The organism is Myxococcus sp. AS-1-15 (assembly GCF_020037055.1).
GTDB lineage: Bacteria > Myxococcota > Myxococcia > Myxococcales > Myxococcaceae > Myxococcus > Myxococcus fulvus.
Map to the genome: position 1 here is coordinate 338,656 of NZ_JAIQDF010000003.1, position 16,753 is coordinate 355,408.

Genomic DNA, 16,753 nt, shown 5'->3' on the forward strand with positions numbered 1-16,753 from the left:
ATGTCCCGGATTCCGTCCAGCCCATCCCCGTCGTTCGTTCCCACGCCGCCGCCCGAGGCCGAGGCCGCCCGGCCGGCTCCGCCACCGCCGCCTCCTCCGCCCACGCCGCGCTACCAGAAGCAGGACAGCGGCTTCGAGGCCGAGGACACGCGCAAGTCGGACCTCCGCAAGTGGGCCGCGAAGAACGGCGACACGGCCGGCGCGGGCAAGCCCGGGCCTCATGTGCCGACGCAGCACGGGGGCCAGGGCAGCGGCGGCACAGTCACCGCGGGGATGTTGATGAACGGCGGCATGGCCCTGCTCAATGGCTCCGGGGCCAGCGCGAGCCTCCTGAACGGAGGACGAGGCAACCTGCTCGGAGGCACGGGCAACGGTGGCCTCGTCTCGCGCGGGGGTGGGCCCGAGGGCACGACGGCGACCTCTCGCGCCCAGGTCGCGCCGGGCCTGACGGGCGCGGAGGCGTACGCGCGGATGCAGACGCTGTCCGCCTCCGCCACCGCGGCGCAGCAGGCGGTCGACGCGACGGAGGTGCAGCTCGCCAACGACCTGGCGCTGCTCGGCCCCACGCTGACCACCGAGGAGCGCGACGCGTACATCGCCGGCTACCGCGAGCAGAACGCCGGCGTCTACGCGGCGCGCGACGCGGCCGTGGCCGACTTCGCCGCCCACCTCGAAGCCAACGGCGACGCGCTCACGAGCTACCTCGCCGAGCACCACGCGGGCTCGCCCTACACCACGCCCACCGCCGCGGCCGCGCTGTTCGAGGGCCTGGCCCTGGTCGCCGACTCGCCCCAGGCGGGCGCCGCGGTGGACTTCCTGGCCAACAACGCCCCGCTGATGACCACCCTCGCCAGCGGCGCGGGCGTCAACCTGGAGGCCCAGGTCTACGGCCCCGCGCTCAACGCCACCATGGCGGACGCGCTCGCGAAGGGACAGACGCCCGAGCAGGCCGTGGCCGCCAGCCGCGCGCTCATCGACGCGATGCCCGCGAGCGTCCAGGCCAGCATCCTGGGCCCCAACCCCCAGGCGACGCTGGACACGCTGTCGCGCGCCGTCACCGGCGACGTGGCCGCCCTCACCGCGCTGTCCACCCACGCGGCCACGCAGGGCGGCGCCGGCGCCATGTCGCTGGTCACCTCCGCGCTCTCGGTGGCCATGTTCACGCGGCCCGAGGTGTTCTCCGAGCCCAACGTCCTGCTGGGAATCACCGGCCCCTTGAGCAAGGTGGGCATGGGCGCCGCGGCCGTCAGCCTCAGCCTGGGCACCGTGGCGTCGGTGCTCCACCGCGTCACCTCCTCCGCCGCCGGCAGGTTCCCCGTCCTCGAGGGAGCGGCCCAGCACACGGCGAACCTGGCGGCGAATGCCCCCGCCCTGGCGAAGCTGGTGGGCAAGGCCAGCAACATCCTGGGCATGGTGGCCGCGAGCCTCAACGTGGTGGAGCTGCTCTCGCGCCAGGAGCAGAACCAGGGCACCCACATCCAGGTGGCCGTGCAGGCCGCGAGCGTCGTCACGGGCGCCCTGTCCTTCGCGGGCATCCTCACCGGCGCCCCGGGCTTCGCCGTGGCCGCCACCCTCTTCGTCCTCAACCAGATTGGCCAGGCCCGGGAGAGCTACCTGCGCGACGAGGAGGTGCGCCGCGCCGTCACCGAGCGCGCCACCGCGTTCGGCATCCCCGACGCCGCGGCCCGCGTGGAGTTCGTGTCCACCTACCCCAGCCAGGCCCGCGACCTGGCGGCGCTCGGCCTCGACTTCCCACGCATGAGGGATTTGGTGACGCGCCGCCTCACCGACACCGCCGGCCTGCGGGAGGTGGCCCAGGCCTTCGACCTGGCGCCCTCCGAAATCGACCAGATGATGGGGCTCATCGCGCCCGAGGGACAGACGACCCCCGCGAACTCCGGCGTGCGCACCTTCCTCAACTACTTCGAAGAGGCCCGGACCGCCCTCCCCAACGGCACCCCCGAGCAGCTCGCCGCGTGGATGCGCCAGAACCCGCCCCCGCCCACCCACGGCGGCGGCTACTACACCTTCGTCGTCTCCATGACGAACCTGCTCACCGCCAGCCCGTAACCGCGCTGCATTCGCACACCGCCTCGATTTGTCCTGGCCGGCGGACACCCGCTATCGTGTCCGCCGGCCTCGTCGTTCCTCCCGACACCGGACGTGAGCAGCACCCCGTCCCGCCCCCACTTCATTCGCTCGACGAATGAAGTTTTCCGCCCCCGCCGCGCGCCAGCCTTCACGACTTCGCGCCCGCGTGGACAATGACTCTCACCAGCGCCACCGCCGCGTCGCGTCAGGCATTGTGCCCTGCGCGCGCCGCAAACGCAGACGTGCGCGAACTTGCAATCCGCCAGACGTCACTGGTGCTTTCTTCGCCACTCGAACGAATGCGGCGCCGGTTCGTCACGGAGTGACGGTGGGCCCCGGGGGTGTGGGCGATGGGCACGGCGTGATTCACCGCACGCTCCTCTGAAGCAGAGCGCTTTTCATGACGCATCGCACCGTGCGAGCGCCACCTGTGTGCGTCGACTGGTTTCTTCGCAGCAAGAACGAAGTTTTCCAGCAGGGAGGGGAAGCCCATGCAGCACAAGCGTTTCGCCTGGACGTGTGCCGCGGCGGGGATGCTCGCCGCCATGAGTCTGCTCGGCGCGTGTGACCCGGAAGAGGACGACAAGACGCAAGACCCGCCCGCCGACGCGGGGACGAAGCCCGACGCGGGGACGCCGGACGCCGGTGCGCCCGACTCCGGGACGCCTGACTCGGGGACTCCTGATTCAGGGACGCCGGACGCGGGCGGGCCTCCCCCGGACGCGGGCACGCCGGACGCGGGCCCCACGGTGACGCTGCCCCTGGCGGTGGACAGCCACTGGGCGGCGAGCGGCTACATGGGCGACGGCGAGCAGGGCACCATCACCTATGCGTCCGAGTGCGCCTCGCCTCGGCCCGGCACGGGCAAGGGCACCTGCCACAAGTTCACATATACGGTGGGCGGCAACAACTGGGGCGGCGTGTGGTGGCAGTACCCGGAGAGCAACTGGGGCGACCTGCCCGGCTTCGAAATCCCGGACGGCGCCTCCGTGCTCTCCTTCTACGCCTGGGGAGCCTCGGGCGGCGAGGTCGTCAAGTTCCTGGCCGGCCTGAGCACCAAGGCGGACGGATTCACGCTGGATACCGGCGACGTGACGCTCTCGACGACGCCAACTGAGTACACAATCGACGTCAGCCGCGTCCGATACCGGAAGGTGGTGGGTGGTTTTGGCTGGGTCGCGGGAGGCAAGCCCTCTCCGGTCGTCTTCTTCATCGACGACATCCAGTGGCGGTGACCCCCACCATCCTCCACGCGGTGGAACGGAGCGTAAGGGGACGATGAAAGTGGGAACGGCGGCACGGACGGTCGACGCGGCGGGCATGCGGGCGCAGAACAGCAGCCTGCTGCTGAACATGATCTGGCGCGAGCGCCAGATTTCCCGGGCGGAGATTGCCCGGAGGACGGAGCTCAGCCCGTCCACCGTGTCGGCCATCGTCGCGGACCTGGAGCACTCCGGGCTGGTGCGCAGCATCGGCGCCGGCGTGTCCCGGGGTGGCCGCCGGCCCACGCTCATCGGCTTCCGGGATGACGCCTTCAGCATCCTCGGCGTGGAGATGGGCGCCACCCACGTCACCGTCGTGCTCACGGACCTGCGAGGCCGCGTGCGCACGCACCGCAACAGCGCGCAGCAGGTGCGCAACGACCCCGAAGGCACGCTCAAGTCCATCCGGGCGCTGGTGCAGGAGTGCCTGGACGCCGAGCGCGTGCCCCGCAAGTCCGTGGTGGGCCTGGGCGTGGCCGCGCCCAGCCCGGTGCACCCGTCCGCGCCGGGGAAGCTCTCGCCGCTCATCCTGCCGGCCTGGCGCGGCTACGACGTGCGCGAGGCGCTAGGCAACACGTTCGACCTGCCGGTGCTGGTGGACAACGACGCGAACCTGGGCGCGCTGGCGGAGTGCTACTGGGGCGCGGGCATCAACGGGGAGGACCTGACGTACATCAAGCTGGCCACGGGCATCGGCTCGGGCCACATCATCCACGGCGACGTGTACCGCGGCGCCGGAGGGACGGCCGGAGAGATTGGCCACATCGCCGTGGACTCCGCGGGGCCGCCGTGCCTGTGCGGACTGCGCGGCTGCCTGGTCACCCTCATCGGGTCCGGCGCGTTGGTGGAGCGCGCGCGGGAGCTGATGGGCACCAAGGGCCGCAAGGCGCCGACCATCCGCGAAATCGTCGAGGGCGCGCGCGCCGGAGACGCGGCGGCGCGGCAGATCATCGACGGGCTGGGCCAGTACCTGGGCATCGCGGTGGCGGGCCTGCTCAACCTGCTCAACCCCGCCATCGTCGTGCTCGGCGGAGAAATCTCCTCCGTGGGGGACCTGCTGCTGGACCCCTTGCGGACCTCGGTGCGCAAGCGCGCGCTGTCCACGTCCATGGCGGAGACGCGCATCGTCACCTCCGCGCTGGGCGACAAGTCCATCGCGGTGGGCGCGGCGACGCTCGTGCTCCAGGCGGCCCTCCGGGACCGCACGCTGTTCCCACTCCAACACGTCGGAAGAATCGCATGACCTCCAGCCGACTCCTCGCGTGGTGCCTGCTCCTGGGGAGCGTGGCCTGTGACCCGGCCCGCTCCAAGAGCATCGAGCCCCCTCCCACCATCCACCAGCCCTCGCATCAGGATTGGCGGCTGGTCTGGCAGGACGAGTTCGACGGCGCACCGGGCGCCCCACCCTCCCCCGAGCGGTGGAACGCGGACGTCGGAGGAGACGGCTGGGGCAACGGCCAGTACGAGCACAACACCGCGCGCACGGAGAACGCGTCACTGGATGGCGAGGGCCACCTGGTCATCACCGCGCGCAAGGAGCGCTACCAGGGCAACGACTACACCTCCGCGCGCCTGAACACGCGCGGCAAGTTCGAGCGCGCGTACGGCCGCTTCGAGGCGCGCATCCAGCTGCCCACCGGCAAGGGCATCTGGCCGGCGTTCTGGATGCTGGGCGCCAACTTCCCGCAGGTCGGTTGGCCCGAGTGCGGCGAAATCGACATCATGGAGCACCGGGGCCAGCTGCCCGCCATCGTCCGGGGCTCGCTGCACGGCCCGGGCTACTCGGGCGGGGAGAACGTCGGCGGCGAGCACGTGGTCAGCGGGGGCAAGCTGTACGAGGACTTCCACCTCTACGCGGTGGAGTGGGACCCCGACCGCATCCGCTGGTTCGTCGACGACGTCGCGTTCCTCGAGGTGACGCCCAGGGACTTGCCGGCCAACCGGCGCTGGGTGTTCGACCATCCCCACTTCCTCATCCTGAATATCGCGGTGGGCGGCAACTACGTGGGGCCCATCGACGGGACCACCCAGTTCCCCCAGACGATGCGCGTGGACTACGTGCGCGTCTACGCGAGGGCGGAATGAGGCCCGCGGCCTCACTGCTCCCCCTCCTCCTGCTGACGTTGGCCGCGTGCTCGAACGAGCCCAGGCCCCGTCCGCCCGGGACGCTGTTCGTCTCCGTGGAGCAGCAGAGCGCGTGGGTGCGCAACTTCAACCCGCTGTTCCCCGGCGCGGGCTCCAGGTGGCCCACGCGCGCGGGCATCTACGAGTGCCTGGAGCTCTACACGCCGTCCACCGGCGGCTTCACGCCGTGGCTCGCCACCGGGCATGCGTGGTCCGAGGACCGCCGCACGCTGCGCTTCACCTTGCGCGAGGGCGTGCGCTGGTCCGACGGCAGGGCCTTCAGCGCGGAGGACGTGGCGTACACGTTCCAGCTGTTGCGCAAGCACGCGGCGCTGGACGCGGGCGGCGTGTGGCGCTTCCTGTCGGACGTGCGCGCCGAGGGGCCGCACACGGTGGCGTTCCAGTTCTCGCGGCTGTTCATCCCGGGCTTCGGAGACCTGGCCGCGCAGCCCATCGTCCCCAAGCACATCTGGGAGCTGGTGGCGGACCCGGTGACGTTCACCAACCCAAGCCCGGTGGCCACCGGCCCCTTCACGCAGGTGAGCCTGTTCCGCAACCAGGTATACGAGCTGGGCCGCAACCCGTACTACTGGCAGCCCGGCAAGCCCGCGGTGCGCGCGTTGCGCTTCCTGGCGTTCCCCACCAATGACCAGGCGAACCTGGCGCTGGTGGAGGGCGAGGTGGACTGGGCGGGCAACTTCGTCCCCGCCGTGGACCGCACCTTCGTGTCCAAGGACCCGGAGCACCACGCGCGCTGGTTCCCGCTCTACGGCAGCACCGTCTTCCTGTACCCGAACACCACCCGGCCGCCGCTGGACGACGTGCGCGTGCGCAAGGCGCTGAGCATGGCGCTGGACCGCGAGCGGCTGGTCGAGATCGCGATGTACGGCTACACGCGGCCGGCGGACGCCACGGGCCTCAATGACGCGTACGCGGGCTGGCGGGACGCGGACGTCGCGGACGACGCGTGGGTGCGCCACGACGCGAAGGAGGCCGCGCGGCTCTTGGACGAGGCGGGCCTCATCGCGGGCGAGGACGGACTGCGGCGTGGCAAGGACGGCCTGCCGCTGACGCTGGACATCGAGGTGGTGGGCGGCTGGTCCGACTGGGTGCGCGCGGGCCAGGTGGTCGCGCGCGACTTGCGCAAGCTGGGGCTGCAGGCGCAGCTGCGCACGTACGAGTTCGGCGCGTGGCAGGCGCGGCTGCAGAAGGGCGAGTTCCAGCTGGCCATCTCGTGGTCACTGGACGGGCCCACGCCGTACACCTTCTACAAGTGGATGCTGTCGTCGGCGACGGTGCGGCCGGTGGGCGAGGTGGCCGCGGCGAACTGGCAGCGCTACGGCGACGCGCAGACGGACGCGCTGCTGGAGCGCTTCGAGGGCACCGACTCGCGCGACGAGCAGCAGGCGCTGATGGCGCAGGTGCAGCGGCGCTTCTCGGAGACGGCGCCCGCGATTCCGCTGTTCCCGAACCCGTCCTGGGGTGAGGCCAACTCCAAGCGCTTCACCGGCTTTCCCTCCGAGGCGAACCCGTACGCGCGGCTGTCCCCGCACGCCGAGCCGGACAGCCTGCTGGTGCTGACGACCCTCACGCCGAGGGAGCCCTGACCATGTCCTACGTGCTTCGCAGGCTCGGCTTCTATCTGCTCGCGGCGTGGGCCTCGCTGACGATGAACTTCGTCATCCCGAGGCTCGCGCCTGGAGATCCGGCCACGGCGATGTTCGCGCGCTTCGAGGGGCGCATCTCGCCGGAGGCGCTGGTGGCGCTGAAGACGGCCTTCGGCTTCACGGACGCACCGTGGCACGTGCAGTACGTCACGTACCTGAAGCACCTGCTCTCGGGCGACCTGGGGCTGTCCTACGCGTACTACCCGTCGCGCGTGTCGGAGGTCATCGGCACGGGGCTCTTGTGGACGGTGGGGCTGGCCGGGTGCGCGGTGGTCATCAGCTTCGCGGTGGGGACGATGCTGGGCGTGCTGGCGGCGTGGAACCGGGGCGGATGGATGGACTCCGCGCTGGCGCCGGCGCTCGCGTTCCTGGGGGCCTTCCCCTACTTCTGGCTGGCCATGCTGGCGCTGTACCTCTTCGGCTTCGGGCTGGGGTGGTTCCCGCTGCGGCACGCGTACTCGCACGACGTGGAGCCGGGGCTGACGCTCTCGTTCATCGCGGACGTGGGGCGGCACGCGGTGCTGCCGGCGACGTCCATCGTGGTGGCCACGCTGGGCGGGTGGATGCTGAGCATGCGCAACACCATGGTGGCCGTGCTGGGCACGGACACGCTGCGGCTGGCGCACGCGAAGGGGCTGCCGCCCCGGCAGGTGATGCTGCGGTACGCGGCGCGCAACGCGCTGCTGCCCAACGTGACGGGCTTCGGGATGGCGCTGGGGTTCGTGCTCAGCGGCTCGCTGCTGACGGAGATTGTCTTCTCGTATCCGGGGACGGGCTACCTGCTCATCCTCGCGGTGCGCAACCAGGACTACCCGCTGATGCAGGGGCTCTTCCTGGTCATCACGCTGGCGGTGCTCGCCGCGAACTTCGCGGTGGACCTGCTCTGCCTCTGGCTGGACCCGAGGACCCGCGCCCATGCGTGAGACCCTTCGACGCCTGCTCCGCCAGCGCAAGGCGGCGGTGGGAGGCAGCATCCTGCTGGGCTTCCTCTTGCTCGCGCTGGTGGGCCCGTGGCTGGTGATGGACCCCACGGAGCTGGTGGGCCAGCCGCACCAGCCGCCCTCGCGCGCGCACCTGTTCGGCACGACGGGGCAGGGACAGGACGTGCTCGCGCAGACGGTGGTGGGCGCGCGGGAGACCCTGGCCATCGGCTTCGCGGTGGGCGCGCTGGTGACGCTGGTGGGCGCGCTGGTGGGAATCACGGCGGGCTACCTGGGCCGGCGTGTGGATGACGCGCTGACGCTGACCACCAACGTGTTCCTGGTCATCCCCGGGCTGCCGTTGGCCATCGTGCTGGGGGCGTACCTGCCCTCGGGGCCGATGCGCATGGTGGTGGTGCTCACCTTCGCCGGCTGGGCGTGGAACGCGCGGGTGTTCCGGGCGGAGGCGCTGGCCTTGCGCGGTCGGGACTTCGTGGCGGCGGCGGTGGTGGCCGGGGAGAGCCACGCGCGCATCATCACCCGGGAGCTCTTGCCCAACATGGCGTCGCTGGTGGCGTCGTCGTTCATCGGGAACACGCTGTACGCGGTGGGCGCGCAGGTGGGGCTGGAGTTCCTGGGCCTGGGCGACGTGGGCGCGGTGACGTGGGGCACCAACCTGTACTGGGCCGGCAACGACGCGGCGCTCCTGACGCGCTCGTGGTGGATCTTCGTTCCCACGGGCCTGTGCATCGCGCTGGTGGGCTTCTCGCTCACGCTGCTGAGCTCCGCCATCGACGAGGTGACGAACCCCGCGCTGCGGGCGCCCCCTTCGGCGCCGGTGCCCGCGAAGGCGGTCGAGGCGTCCTCCGAGGTGCCCACGCCCGGTGTGCTCTTGAGCGTGCGTGGGGTGTCCATCGAGTACATGACGACCTCGGGGCCTTCGCGGGTGGTGGACCAGGTGTCGCTCGACATCGCGCCGGGCGAGGTGTTCGGGCTCGCGGGTGAGTCGGGGAGCGGCAAGTCGACGCTGGGCTACGCGCTGTTGAGACTGCTGCCTCCGTCGGCGGCGATTACCCAGGGCCGCATCCTGTTCGACGGCACGGACGTCACCGCGCTGTCGCCCGAGGCGATGCGCGAGTTCCGCTGGAGCCGGGTGTCGATGGTGTTCCAGAGCGCGATGAGCGCGCTCAATCCGGTGCTCTCGCTGGGAGAGCAGTTCCACGACACGCTGGCGGCGCACGGGGGGAGCTCCCGCGCGTCGTCCCATGCGCGGGCGCGCGAGATGCTCGCGATGGTGGGGCTGAAGCCGGAGCTGGTGCACGCGTGGCCGCACCAGCTGTCGGGCGGCATGCGGCAGCGGGTGGGCATCGCGCTGGCGCTGGCGCTGGAGCCGAAGCTGGTGGTGATGGACGAGCCCACGACGGCGCTCGATGTGGTGGTGCAGAAGGAGCTGCTCCAGCGGGTGGTGGAGCTGAAGGACCGGCTGGGCTTCGCCGTCCTGTTCATCACGCATGACCTGCCGCTGTTGCTGGCGCTCGCGGACCGGGTGGGCATCCTCCAGGCCGGCAAGCTGGTGGAGGTGGACACGGCGGAGCGGCTGCGCACGGACGCGAAGCATCCGTACACGCGGCTCTTGCTCTCGTCCTTCCCGCACCTCGGCGCGTCCGATGTGGCGCCGCCGCCACCGGATGTCCTGGAGCACGCCTCACTCAAAACCGCACAGGCCGCGCTGCCCGGAGGTCGCCGATGAGCCCGCCGCTCCTGGAGGCCACGCGCTTGTCGAAGAGCTTCCCGCTGGGCGGCTTCCTCTCGCGCTCCCGGCGCAAGGTGTTGCAGGACGTCTCCTTCTCACTGGAGCGCGGCGAAATCCTCGCGCTCGTCGGTGAGTCCGGCAGCGGCAAGAGCACCCTGGCGCGCCTGCTCGCGCGGCTGGACACCCCGGACGGCGGCGAGCTGCGTCTGCACGGAGAGAACGTCCTCGCGCACGACGGCCGCGCCGCGTCGCTGTCCTACCGCGCCCGCGTGCAGATGGTGTTCCAGGACCCGTTCGCCTCGCTCAACCCCGTGCACACCGTGGCCTATCACCTGGAGCGCTCGCTCCTGCGCCACGGCAAGGCCCAGGGCGTGGAACTCAAGCGCCGCGTGCACGCGCTGCTGGAGTCCGTGGGCCTGACGCCCGTGGAGCAGTTCGCCCAGCGCTATCCGCACGAGCTGTCCGGAGGCCAGCGGCAGCGCGTCGCGGTGGCCCGAGCGCTGGCCGTCGAACCCGACGTCATCATCGCGGACGAGCCCACGTCGATGCTCGACGTCTCCACGCGCCGAGGCGTGCTCCAGCTCCTCAAGGGCCTGACGCGCGAGCGCGGCATCGGCATCCTCTTCATCACCCACGACCTGGCGAGCGCGCGACACCTCGCGGACCGCGTGCTGGTGCTCTACGCGGGCAGCGTCGTGGAGACAGGCCACACCCGCGAGGTGCTCCAGGCACCTCGCCACCCGTACACGCGCCTGCTGCTCTCCGCGGTGCCGGACGGCGTGGACTTCCTGCGCACGCCGCTGCCCGCTCGCACTCCCGCCGGGCCCGCGCCGCCATTGGGCTGCGCCTTCGCCCCGCGCTGTCCGCACGCGGACGTGCGCTGTCACGAATCGATTCCCCCCTTCCACCATTCCGCGGCGGAGCACCACGTCCGCTGCCACCTCGAGTCCTCGAAAGGAGTCCCTGACGATGCGGCAGTTTCCTCGTGACTTCGTGTGGGGTGTCGCCACCTCCTCGTACCAGATTGAAGGCGCCACCGATGTTGACGGGCGCGGTGAATCCATCTGGGACCGTTTCTCCGCCACGCCTGGGAAGATTCAGGACGGCACCAACGGCAACGTCGCCTGCGACCACTACCATCGGTGGCGCGAGGACGTGGAGCTGATGCGCTGGATGGGACTGAAGTCCTACCGCTTCTCCATCGCGTGGCCCCGCATCCTCCCCACCGGCCGCGGCAAGGTGAGCCAGGCCGGCCTGGACTTCTACTCACGGCTGGTCGACGGGCTGCTGGAGGCCGGCATCGAGCCCTGCGTCACCCTGTACCACTGGGACCTCCCCCAGGCGCTCCAGGACCAGGGCGGCTGGGCCTCGCGCGACACGGTGAGCGCCTTCGTCGAGTACGCGGACGTCGTGAGCCAGAAGCTCGGCGACCGCGCGAAGCGTTGGATTACGCACAACGAGCCCTGGTGCATCAGCGTGCTGGGCTACGCCAACGGTGAGCACGCGCCCGGCATCAAGGACTGGGGCCAGGCCCTGGCCACGGCCCACCACGTGCTCCTGTCCCACGGACAGGCGGTGCCCGTGCTGCGCTCCAACGTGTCCCAGGCGGACGTGGGCATCACCCTCAACCTGGTGCCCGCCGAGCCCGCGTCGCCCAGCGCCGAGGACCTGGAGGCCTGCCGCTCCTTCGACGGTGGCTTCAACCGCTGGTACCTGGACCCGCTCTACGGACGCGGCTACCCGCGGGACGTCATCCAGGACCATGTCGCCGCGGGCCATCTGAAGTCGGACACCCTGCCCTTCCTGCGCGCCGGAGACCTGGAGGACATCTCCACGCCCATCGATTTCCTCGGGGTCAACTACTACAACCGCGCCGTCCTGCGCAGCGACCGCATCCCCGAGTCGCAGAACGCGCCGCGCACCGTCCACGTCAGCAGCGAGAAGACGGAGATGGACTGGGAGGTGAGCCCCCACGGCCTCACCCAGCTGCTCGTGCGGCTGCACCAGGACTACAACCCGGGCCGCCTCTACGTGACGGAGAACGGCGCCGCGTACGGCACGGGCCCCGACGCGGACGGCCGCGTGCGCGACACCAAGCGCGTGCAGTACCTGCGGCTGCACCTGGAGGCCTCGCTCGAGGCCATCCGCCAGGGCGTGCCCCTCCAGGGCTACTTCGCCTGGTCCCTGCTGGACAACTTCGAGTGGGCCTACGGCTACCAGAAGCGCTTCGGCATGGTCTACGTCGACTACGCCACCCAGAAGCGCATCCCCAAGGACAGCGCGCACCTGTACCGCGCCGTGGTGGCCCAGAACGGGCTGGATGTGGAGCTGGCCGCATGAGAGCCCTGTTCCTCGCCCCCCTGCTGACCCTCGCCCTGCACGCGCCCTCGGGCCTCGCCCAGGACGTCCAGGCGCCTCCCGTCCAGCCCGGCGCCGCGCAGCCCCCCGCGGCGCCCGTGGAGAACGCGCCGCCCGCCGCCGCGCAGCCCGGCGGCGCGCCTCCGCCCACCACGTCCACGCTGCCCGAGGGACCTCCGAGTCCCGCGCCGTCACCGCAGCCCATCGCCCTGCCCACCGTGGACGTCACGGCGGGCGCGGAGAAGGCCACCGTCGTCAAGGTGTACCGCGACGAGCGGGGCTTCAAGCTGAAGGTGGACGGCCGCGACTTCCTGATGCGCGGCATGAACTGGGGCTACACGCCCATCGGCGAGAACTACCGCTACTCGCTCTGGAACCAGCCCGATGACTTCGTGCGCGCGGTGCTGGCGCGCGAGATGACGCTGCTGCGCGACATGGGCGTCAACTCCATCCGCCAGTTCGACGACATCCCGCCGCGCTGGGTGGAGTTCATCTACAAGAACTACGGCATCACCACCGTGGTGAACCCGCTGATGGGCCGCTACGGCGCCACCGTCAACGGCGCCTTCGTGCCGAACATCGACTACTCCAACAAGACGCACCGCGAGGCGCTGCTCGCGGAGCTGGCGAAGAAGGTGGAGGTCTACCGGGGCGTCCCCGGCGTGCTGCTGTGGCTGCTCGGCAACGAGAACAACTACGGCCTGCACTGGACCTCGTATGAAATCGAGGCGCTGCCCGGCCAGGAGGACGCCGCGCGCGCGGTGCACCTCTACACGCTGATGGGGGAAGCGGCGCGGACCATCAAGGCGCGCGACGTGAACCACCCGGTGGCCCTGGCCAACGGCGACCTCCAGTACATCGACCTGGTGGCGCAGCACGCCGCGGACATCGACATCTTCGGCGCCAACGTCTACCGCGGCCCGAGCGTCCGTGACTTGTACGAGGAGGTGCTGCGCAAGGTGGACAAGCCGGTGCTCTTCTCCGAGTTCGGCGCGGACGCGTACAACGCGAAGGAGGGCCGCGAGGACCACCTGGCGCAGGCCGAGTACCTGCGCCAGCAGTGGGAGGAGATCTACACCCAGACGTACGGCCAGGGCCGCGTGGGCAACGCGCTGGGCGGCTTCGTGTTCCAGTGGGTGGATGGCTGGTGGAAGATGGGCCAGGAGACCAACCTCTCCCTGCACGACACCACGGCGTCGTGGCCCAACGGCGGCTACGCGGCGGACTTCGTGCCGGGCCAGAACAACATGAACGAGGAGTGGTTCGGCATCTGCGCGCTCGGCACGCCGGATGACGCGGGCATCTCCCGCATCCAGCCGCGCACGGCCTACTACCTCTTGCAGGCGGCCTTCCGGCTGGACCCGTACGCGGAGGAGACGGACCTGGACCGCATCCACGCGCACTTCGGGGCGCTGCGGCCCTCGGAGCTGTCGAAGGGGTACGAGTCCTCCATCGCCCTGGCGAAGGCGGATGAGCTCAGCGCGGTGCGCGTGTCCAACCTGCGGCTGGTGATGGACAGCTCGCTGTCGCGCGGGAGCATCGCGACGACGCGGCCGAACCAGACGGCCTCCGACCACACGGAGTCCATCTTCTTCGACCTGGCGCTCCAGCCCGCCACCGGCGTGTACGGGCGCGCGTCGTTCAACGTGGTGGGCAACGTGGCCACCAACCGCCTCAACAACCTGTTCTACGAGAACCGGGGCAACACGCCCGCGCCGACGACGCCCACGCCGGGTGTCTCTCCGACGCCGGGCGTGGCGCAGCCGGGTGTGTCGGGGTTCGACCGGTTCGCGCTGTACCAGGCGGAGTTCAAGCTGGACCGCACGGACTTCGCGCTCGAGGGCTTCTACCGCGTCGGCCACTACCACTGGGGCGAGGAGGGCGACTTCTTCGGCCTGTACCGCGAGGCCAACTACGGGCCGAACATCGACATCTACCACGGCAACGCGCCCTTCGGCGTGGTGCTCAGCGGCAAGCGCGCGTACGAGGGCTTCAAGCTCGCCATCGGCCCGGAGCTGTACTGGGGCGCCAACCCCTCCATCGTCGCCAAGTACCGCAAGGGCTTCGGCAACGCGGCGCTGACGCTGGTGCACCAGGAGGACATCGCGCGCGGAGGCACGCAGCAGACGGCCTCCGTCATCCGTGAGCGCGTGGCGCGCCGCACGGCGCTGACGTTCGAGTGGAACCAGGGGCCGCTGTCCGTGGACGTGGGCGGTATCCTCGCGGCGCCGCAGCGCATCGGCGAGGAGTTCACCTGGACGCGCGAGACGGACGGCCCCGGCTACCAGGGTACGGGCCAGGAGGTGCTGCGCGACAAGGTGCAGTTCCTGGACACGCTCGGCGCCAAGGCGCGGGCCACGTATGACTTCGGCGGGGCGCGCGTGTTCGCGCAGGGCTCGTTCCGGGGGCTCGTGGCGGACGGCGGTCCGGAGCCGAGCATCGTGCTCACGGGCTGGAGCCTGCGGGAGAGCGGACGCGGCAACCACTTCGGCGCGCAGGCGGGCGCGGCGTTCCAGCTGGGCACCATCGAGGTGGCGCCCAATCTGCTGTACCAGAAGCCGCTCATCGGACCGAACCCGAACATCCCCGACACGTTCGACCGGGAGACGGGCACGTACTTCCCGGCGGTGCGCGCGCGCAACGTGTTGCAGGACGCGTTCACGGTGCTCGACAACCGCGAGACGCTGGGCGCGGAGCTGCTCATCACCTTCGACCCGACGCCCGGGACGTGGTTCTGGCAGTGGGACCGGGAGATGCGCGAGGACGCGCCGTTCGCCGCGGGCCTGGACCTGGTGTACCGCCACCAGCCGACGTCGCGTGACGCGAGCATCGCCATCCTCGCGGATGGCAGCGCGGTGCCGTTCGCCGGCGCTCCGCCCGCTCGGGACGAGTGGGAGGCGTCGCTGCGCATGGTGGGCAACCCGTCGCAGCGGCTGAAGCTGTACGGCACGGCGTTCGTGGGCAGCAACCAGTCGGGTGGCGAGGACGCGCGGCAGGTGCGCCGCTTCGGACTGGACGCCAACGCGCTGTACGACACACTGCTCCTGGCGGCGCAGGTGCGCTTCAACGACTGGGGTCCGTACGACTACCACCGCATCTTCAACCTCACCTATCCGCTGCAGGTCGGAGGCGACTTGTCCTACGGCCTGAAGCGTCCGGTGCTGGGGGCGGTGTCCACGCGCTTCGGTCTGCGAGGGCTGGTGCGCATGCTGAACGAGTACTCGGAGGGCCTGAGCACGACGGCCATCGCCGAGGGGCTCGAGGGCCGCGAATACGAGGTGGGTGCGTATGCAATCCTTTCGCTCTGAGGGACGACGGATGAAGACGTGTCTTGTGCTCCTCGCGGCGCTGGCCGCCTCTGGGTGCTACGACCGCGCGAGCTATGTCTATGGCGAGTCGATGGAGGACCTGACGCTCCAGGTGCACGACGCGACGATGGGCGTGCACCCGAGCACCACCGTCCTGGACGACCCGAACAACCCCTTCGTGGACTCGACGCCAGGGACGGAGACGAAGTGGCTCATCCAGGCCAACGCGGGGCCGGTGGCCTCGTTCTACGCGTGGGCCACCTTGCTGGCGCGCGGGCCGTATGGCGAGGCGCAGTACTACGTGGGGTTGAACCTACTGGGCGTGTACCAGAACGGGCTCGCGTCGCAGCAGGACCTGCCGGTGGTGCGGGAGCTGGCCATCAAGGCGTACCAGTCGGTGCTCGACAACTTCCCGGACGCGGTGACGTACGACGCCACGGGGACGATTCAGTACGAGCTGGTGACGCCGGCGTACAAGGCCATCGTGGAGATGGGTGGGACGGTGACGGGCGGGTGGGTGCTGGTGCGGACCTCGAGCGGCGCGGACAAGGCGGTGCGGCCATGAAGCGGACCTTGGGTGTCGTTCTGTTGATGCTGGGGGCCTGCCGACCGGACCCTGGCGAGTCCGACTACGAGAACCACCAGCCGTCGGTGCAGGGGGACGCGGGACCGAATCCGGAGGAGGAGTTCCTGCCGGGGCCGTTCCCCTACCAGCAGGGCCAGCGGCGGCTGTTCGTGGGCTTCTACGAGGGAGGACGCTCGGAGGAGATCATCATCAACGACGTGGACTCGCACATCTACCTGTACGAGGGCACGGTCTCGATTGCTTCGTCGACGACGCGCGTGGAGGGGAAGCTGTCGGACCGCGTGGTCCACGCGGGCAAGGCGTGGCTCGGCTTCGGCATCCACTGGGACACGCCGCACAGCCTGGATGGATGGAAGACGCTGCACGTGAGCCTGCAGTCGTCGGACCCGGGGTTCGCCGCGGTGAAGATTGGGATGAACGACACGGAGGGCTTCCAGGTCGACGCGACGAAGTATGGGTATGCGAATGATGGACAGTGGCACCACCTGGCCATCCCCCTGGCGGACTTCTCGGCGGGGGGCGTGAACCTGGCGGCGGTACAGGCGCCGTTCGTGCTGCTGTCGGGCGCGGGGCCGTCGGGCAACACGCTCTTGCTCGACAATCTGTACTTCACGAACTAGCCAGTGGGCCTGGGTGGCGGCGGCGCGCGGAATTGCAATGATTGCACATTTGCAATTCCGAGTC

General features: G+C 70.5%; 12 protein-coding genes. All 12 read left to right on the forward strand.

From position 1 onward, the window contains the following. Window positions 1-2,070 carry a hypothetical protein gene (locus K8625_RS10855; RefSeq protein WP_223746968.1) on the forward strand — a complete coding sequence of 690 codons (2,070 nt, stop codon included), beginning with the start codon at window positions 1-3 and terminating at the stop codon, window positions 2,068-2,070. Window positions 2,071-2,582: 512 nt separating this feature from the next. Beyond that, window positions 2,583-3,326 (forward strand): hypothetical protein, encoded by a 744-nt coding sequence (locus K8625_RS10860; RefSeq protein ID WP_223782914.1) that lies wholly within the window; start codon window positions 2,583-2,585, stop codon window positions 3,324-3,326. 43 nt (window positions 3,327-3,369) lie between these two features. Then, the gene (locus K8625_RS10865) at window positions 3,370-4,596 is read left to right on the forward strand and encodes an ROK family transcriptional regulator (RefSeq protein ID WP_223746967.1); all 1,227 of its coding nucleotides are present in this window, start codon (window positions 3,370-3,372) and stop codon (window positions 4,594-4,596) included. After that, the gene (locus K8625_RS10870) at window positions 4,593-5,438 is read left to right on the forward strand and encodes a family 16 glycosylhydrolase (RefSeq protein WP_223782670.1); all 846 of its coding nucleotides are present in this window, start codon (window positions 4,593-4,595) and stop codon (window positions 5,436-5,438) included. The genes K8625_RS10865 and K8625_RS10870 overlap by 4 nt, the downstream gene beginning before the upstream one ends. Beyond that, on the forward strand, window positions 5,435-7,084 hold the full coding sequence (locus tag K8625_RS10875) for an ABC transporter substrate-binding protein (protein ID WP_223782671.1): 1,650 nt from the start codon (window positions 5,435-5,437) through the stop codon (window positions 7,082-7,084). The genes K8625_RS10870 and K8625_RS10875 overlap by 4 nt, the downstream gene beginning before the upstream one ends. Window positions 7,085-7,086: 2 nt before the next feature. Further along, window positions 7,087-8,067, forward strand: coding sequence for an ABC transporter permease (locus K8625_RS10880; protein ID WP_141328654.1), 981 nt, complete (start codon window positions 7,087-7,089; stop codon window positions 8,065-8,067). Further along, window positions 8,060-9,814, forward strand: a complete 1,755-nt coding sequence (locus K8625_RS10885; RefSeq protein ID WP_223782672.1) for a dipeptide/oligopeptide/nickel ABC transporter permease/ATP-binding protein — start codon at window positions 8,060-8,062, stop codon at window positions 9,812-9,814. Before K8625_RS10880 ends, K8625_RS10885 begins: the two co-directional genes overlap by 8 nt. After that, window positions 9,811-10,806, forward strand: a complete 996-nt coding sequence (locus tag K8625_RS10890) for an ABC transporter ATP-binding protein (protein WP_223746964.1) — start codon at window positions 9,811-9,813, stop codon at window positions 10,804-10,806. The genes K8625_RS10885 and K8625_RS10890 overlap by 4 nt, the downstream gene beginning before the upstream one ends. After that, window positions 10,787-12,157: a GH1 family beta-glucosidase gene (locus K8625_RS10895; protein ID WP_141328648.1), complete on the forward strand. Its 1,371-nt coding sequence runs from the start codon at window positions 10,787-10,789 to the stop codon at window positions 12,155-12,157. The genes K8625_RS10890 and K8625_RS10895 overlap by 20 nt, the downstream gene beginning before the upstream one ends. Next, complete coding sequence (locus K8625_RS10900; protein ID WP_223782673.1) at window positions 12,154-15,483, forward strand: hypothetical protein; 3,330 nt, start codon at window positions 12,154-12,156, stop codon at window positions 15,481-15,483. Before K8625_RS10895 ends, K8625_RS10900 begins: the two co-directional genes overlap by 4 nt. A 10-nt stretch (window positions 15,484-15,493) precedes the next feature. Further along, window positions 15,494-16,048 (forward strand): hypothetical protein, encoded by a 555-nt coding sequence (locus tag K8625_RS10905; RefSeq protein WP_194869357.1) that lies wholly within the window; start codon window positions 15,494-15,496, stop codon window positions 16,046-16,048. Continuing rightward, the gene (locus tag K8625_RS10910; protein ID WP_223746962.1) at window positions 16,045-16,689 is read left to right on the forward strand and encodes a putative glycoside hydrolase; all 645 of its coding nucleotides are present in this window, start codon (window positions 16,045-16,047) and stop codon (window positions 16,687-16,689) included. The genes K8625_RS10905 and K8625_RS10910 overlap by 4 nt, the downstream gene beginning before the upstream one ends. Window positions 16,690-16,753 lie beyond the last annotated feature (64 nt).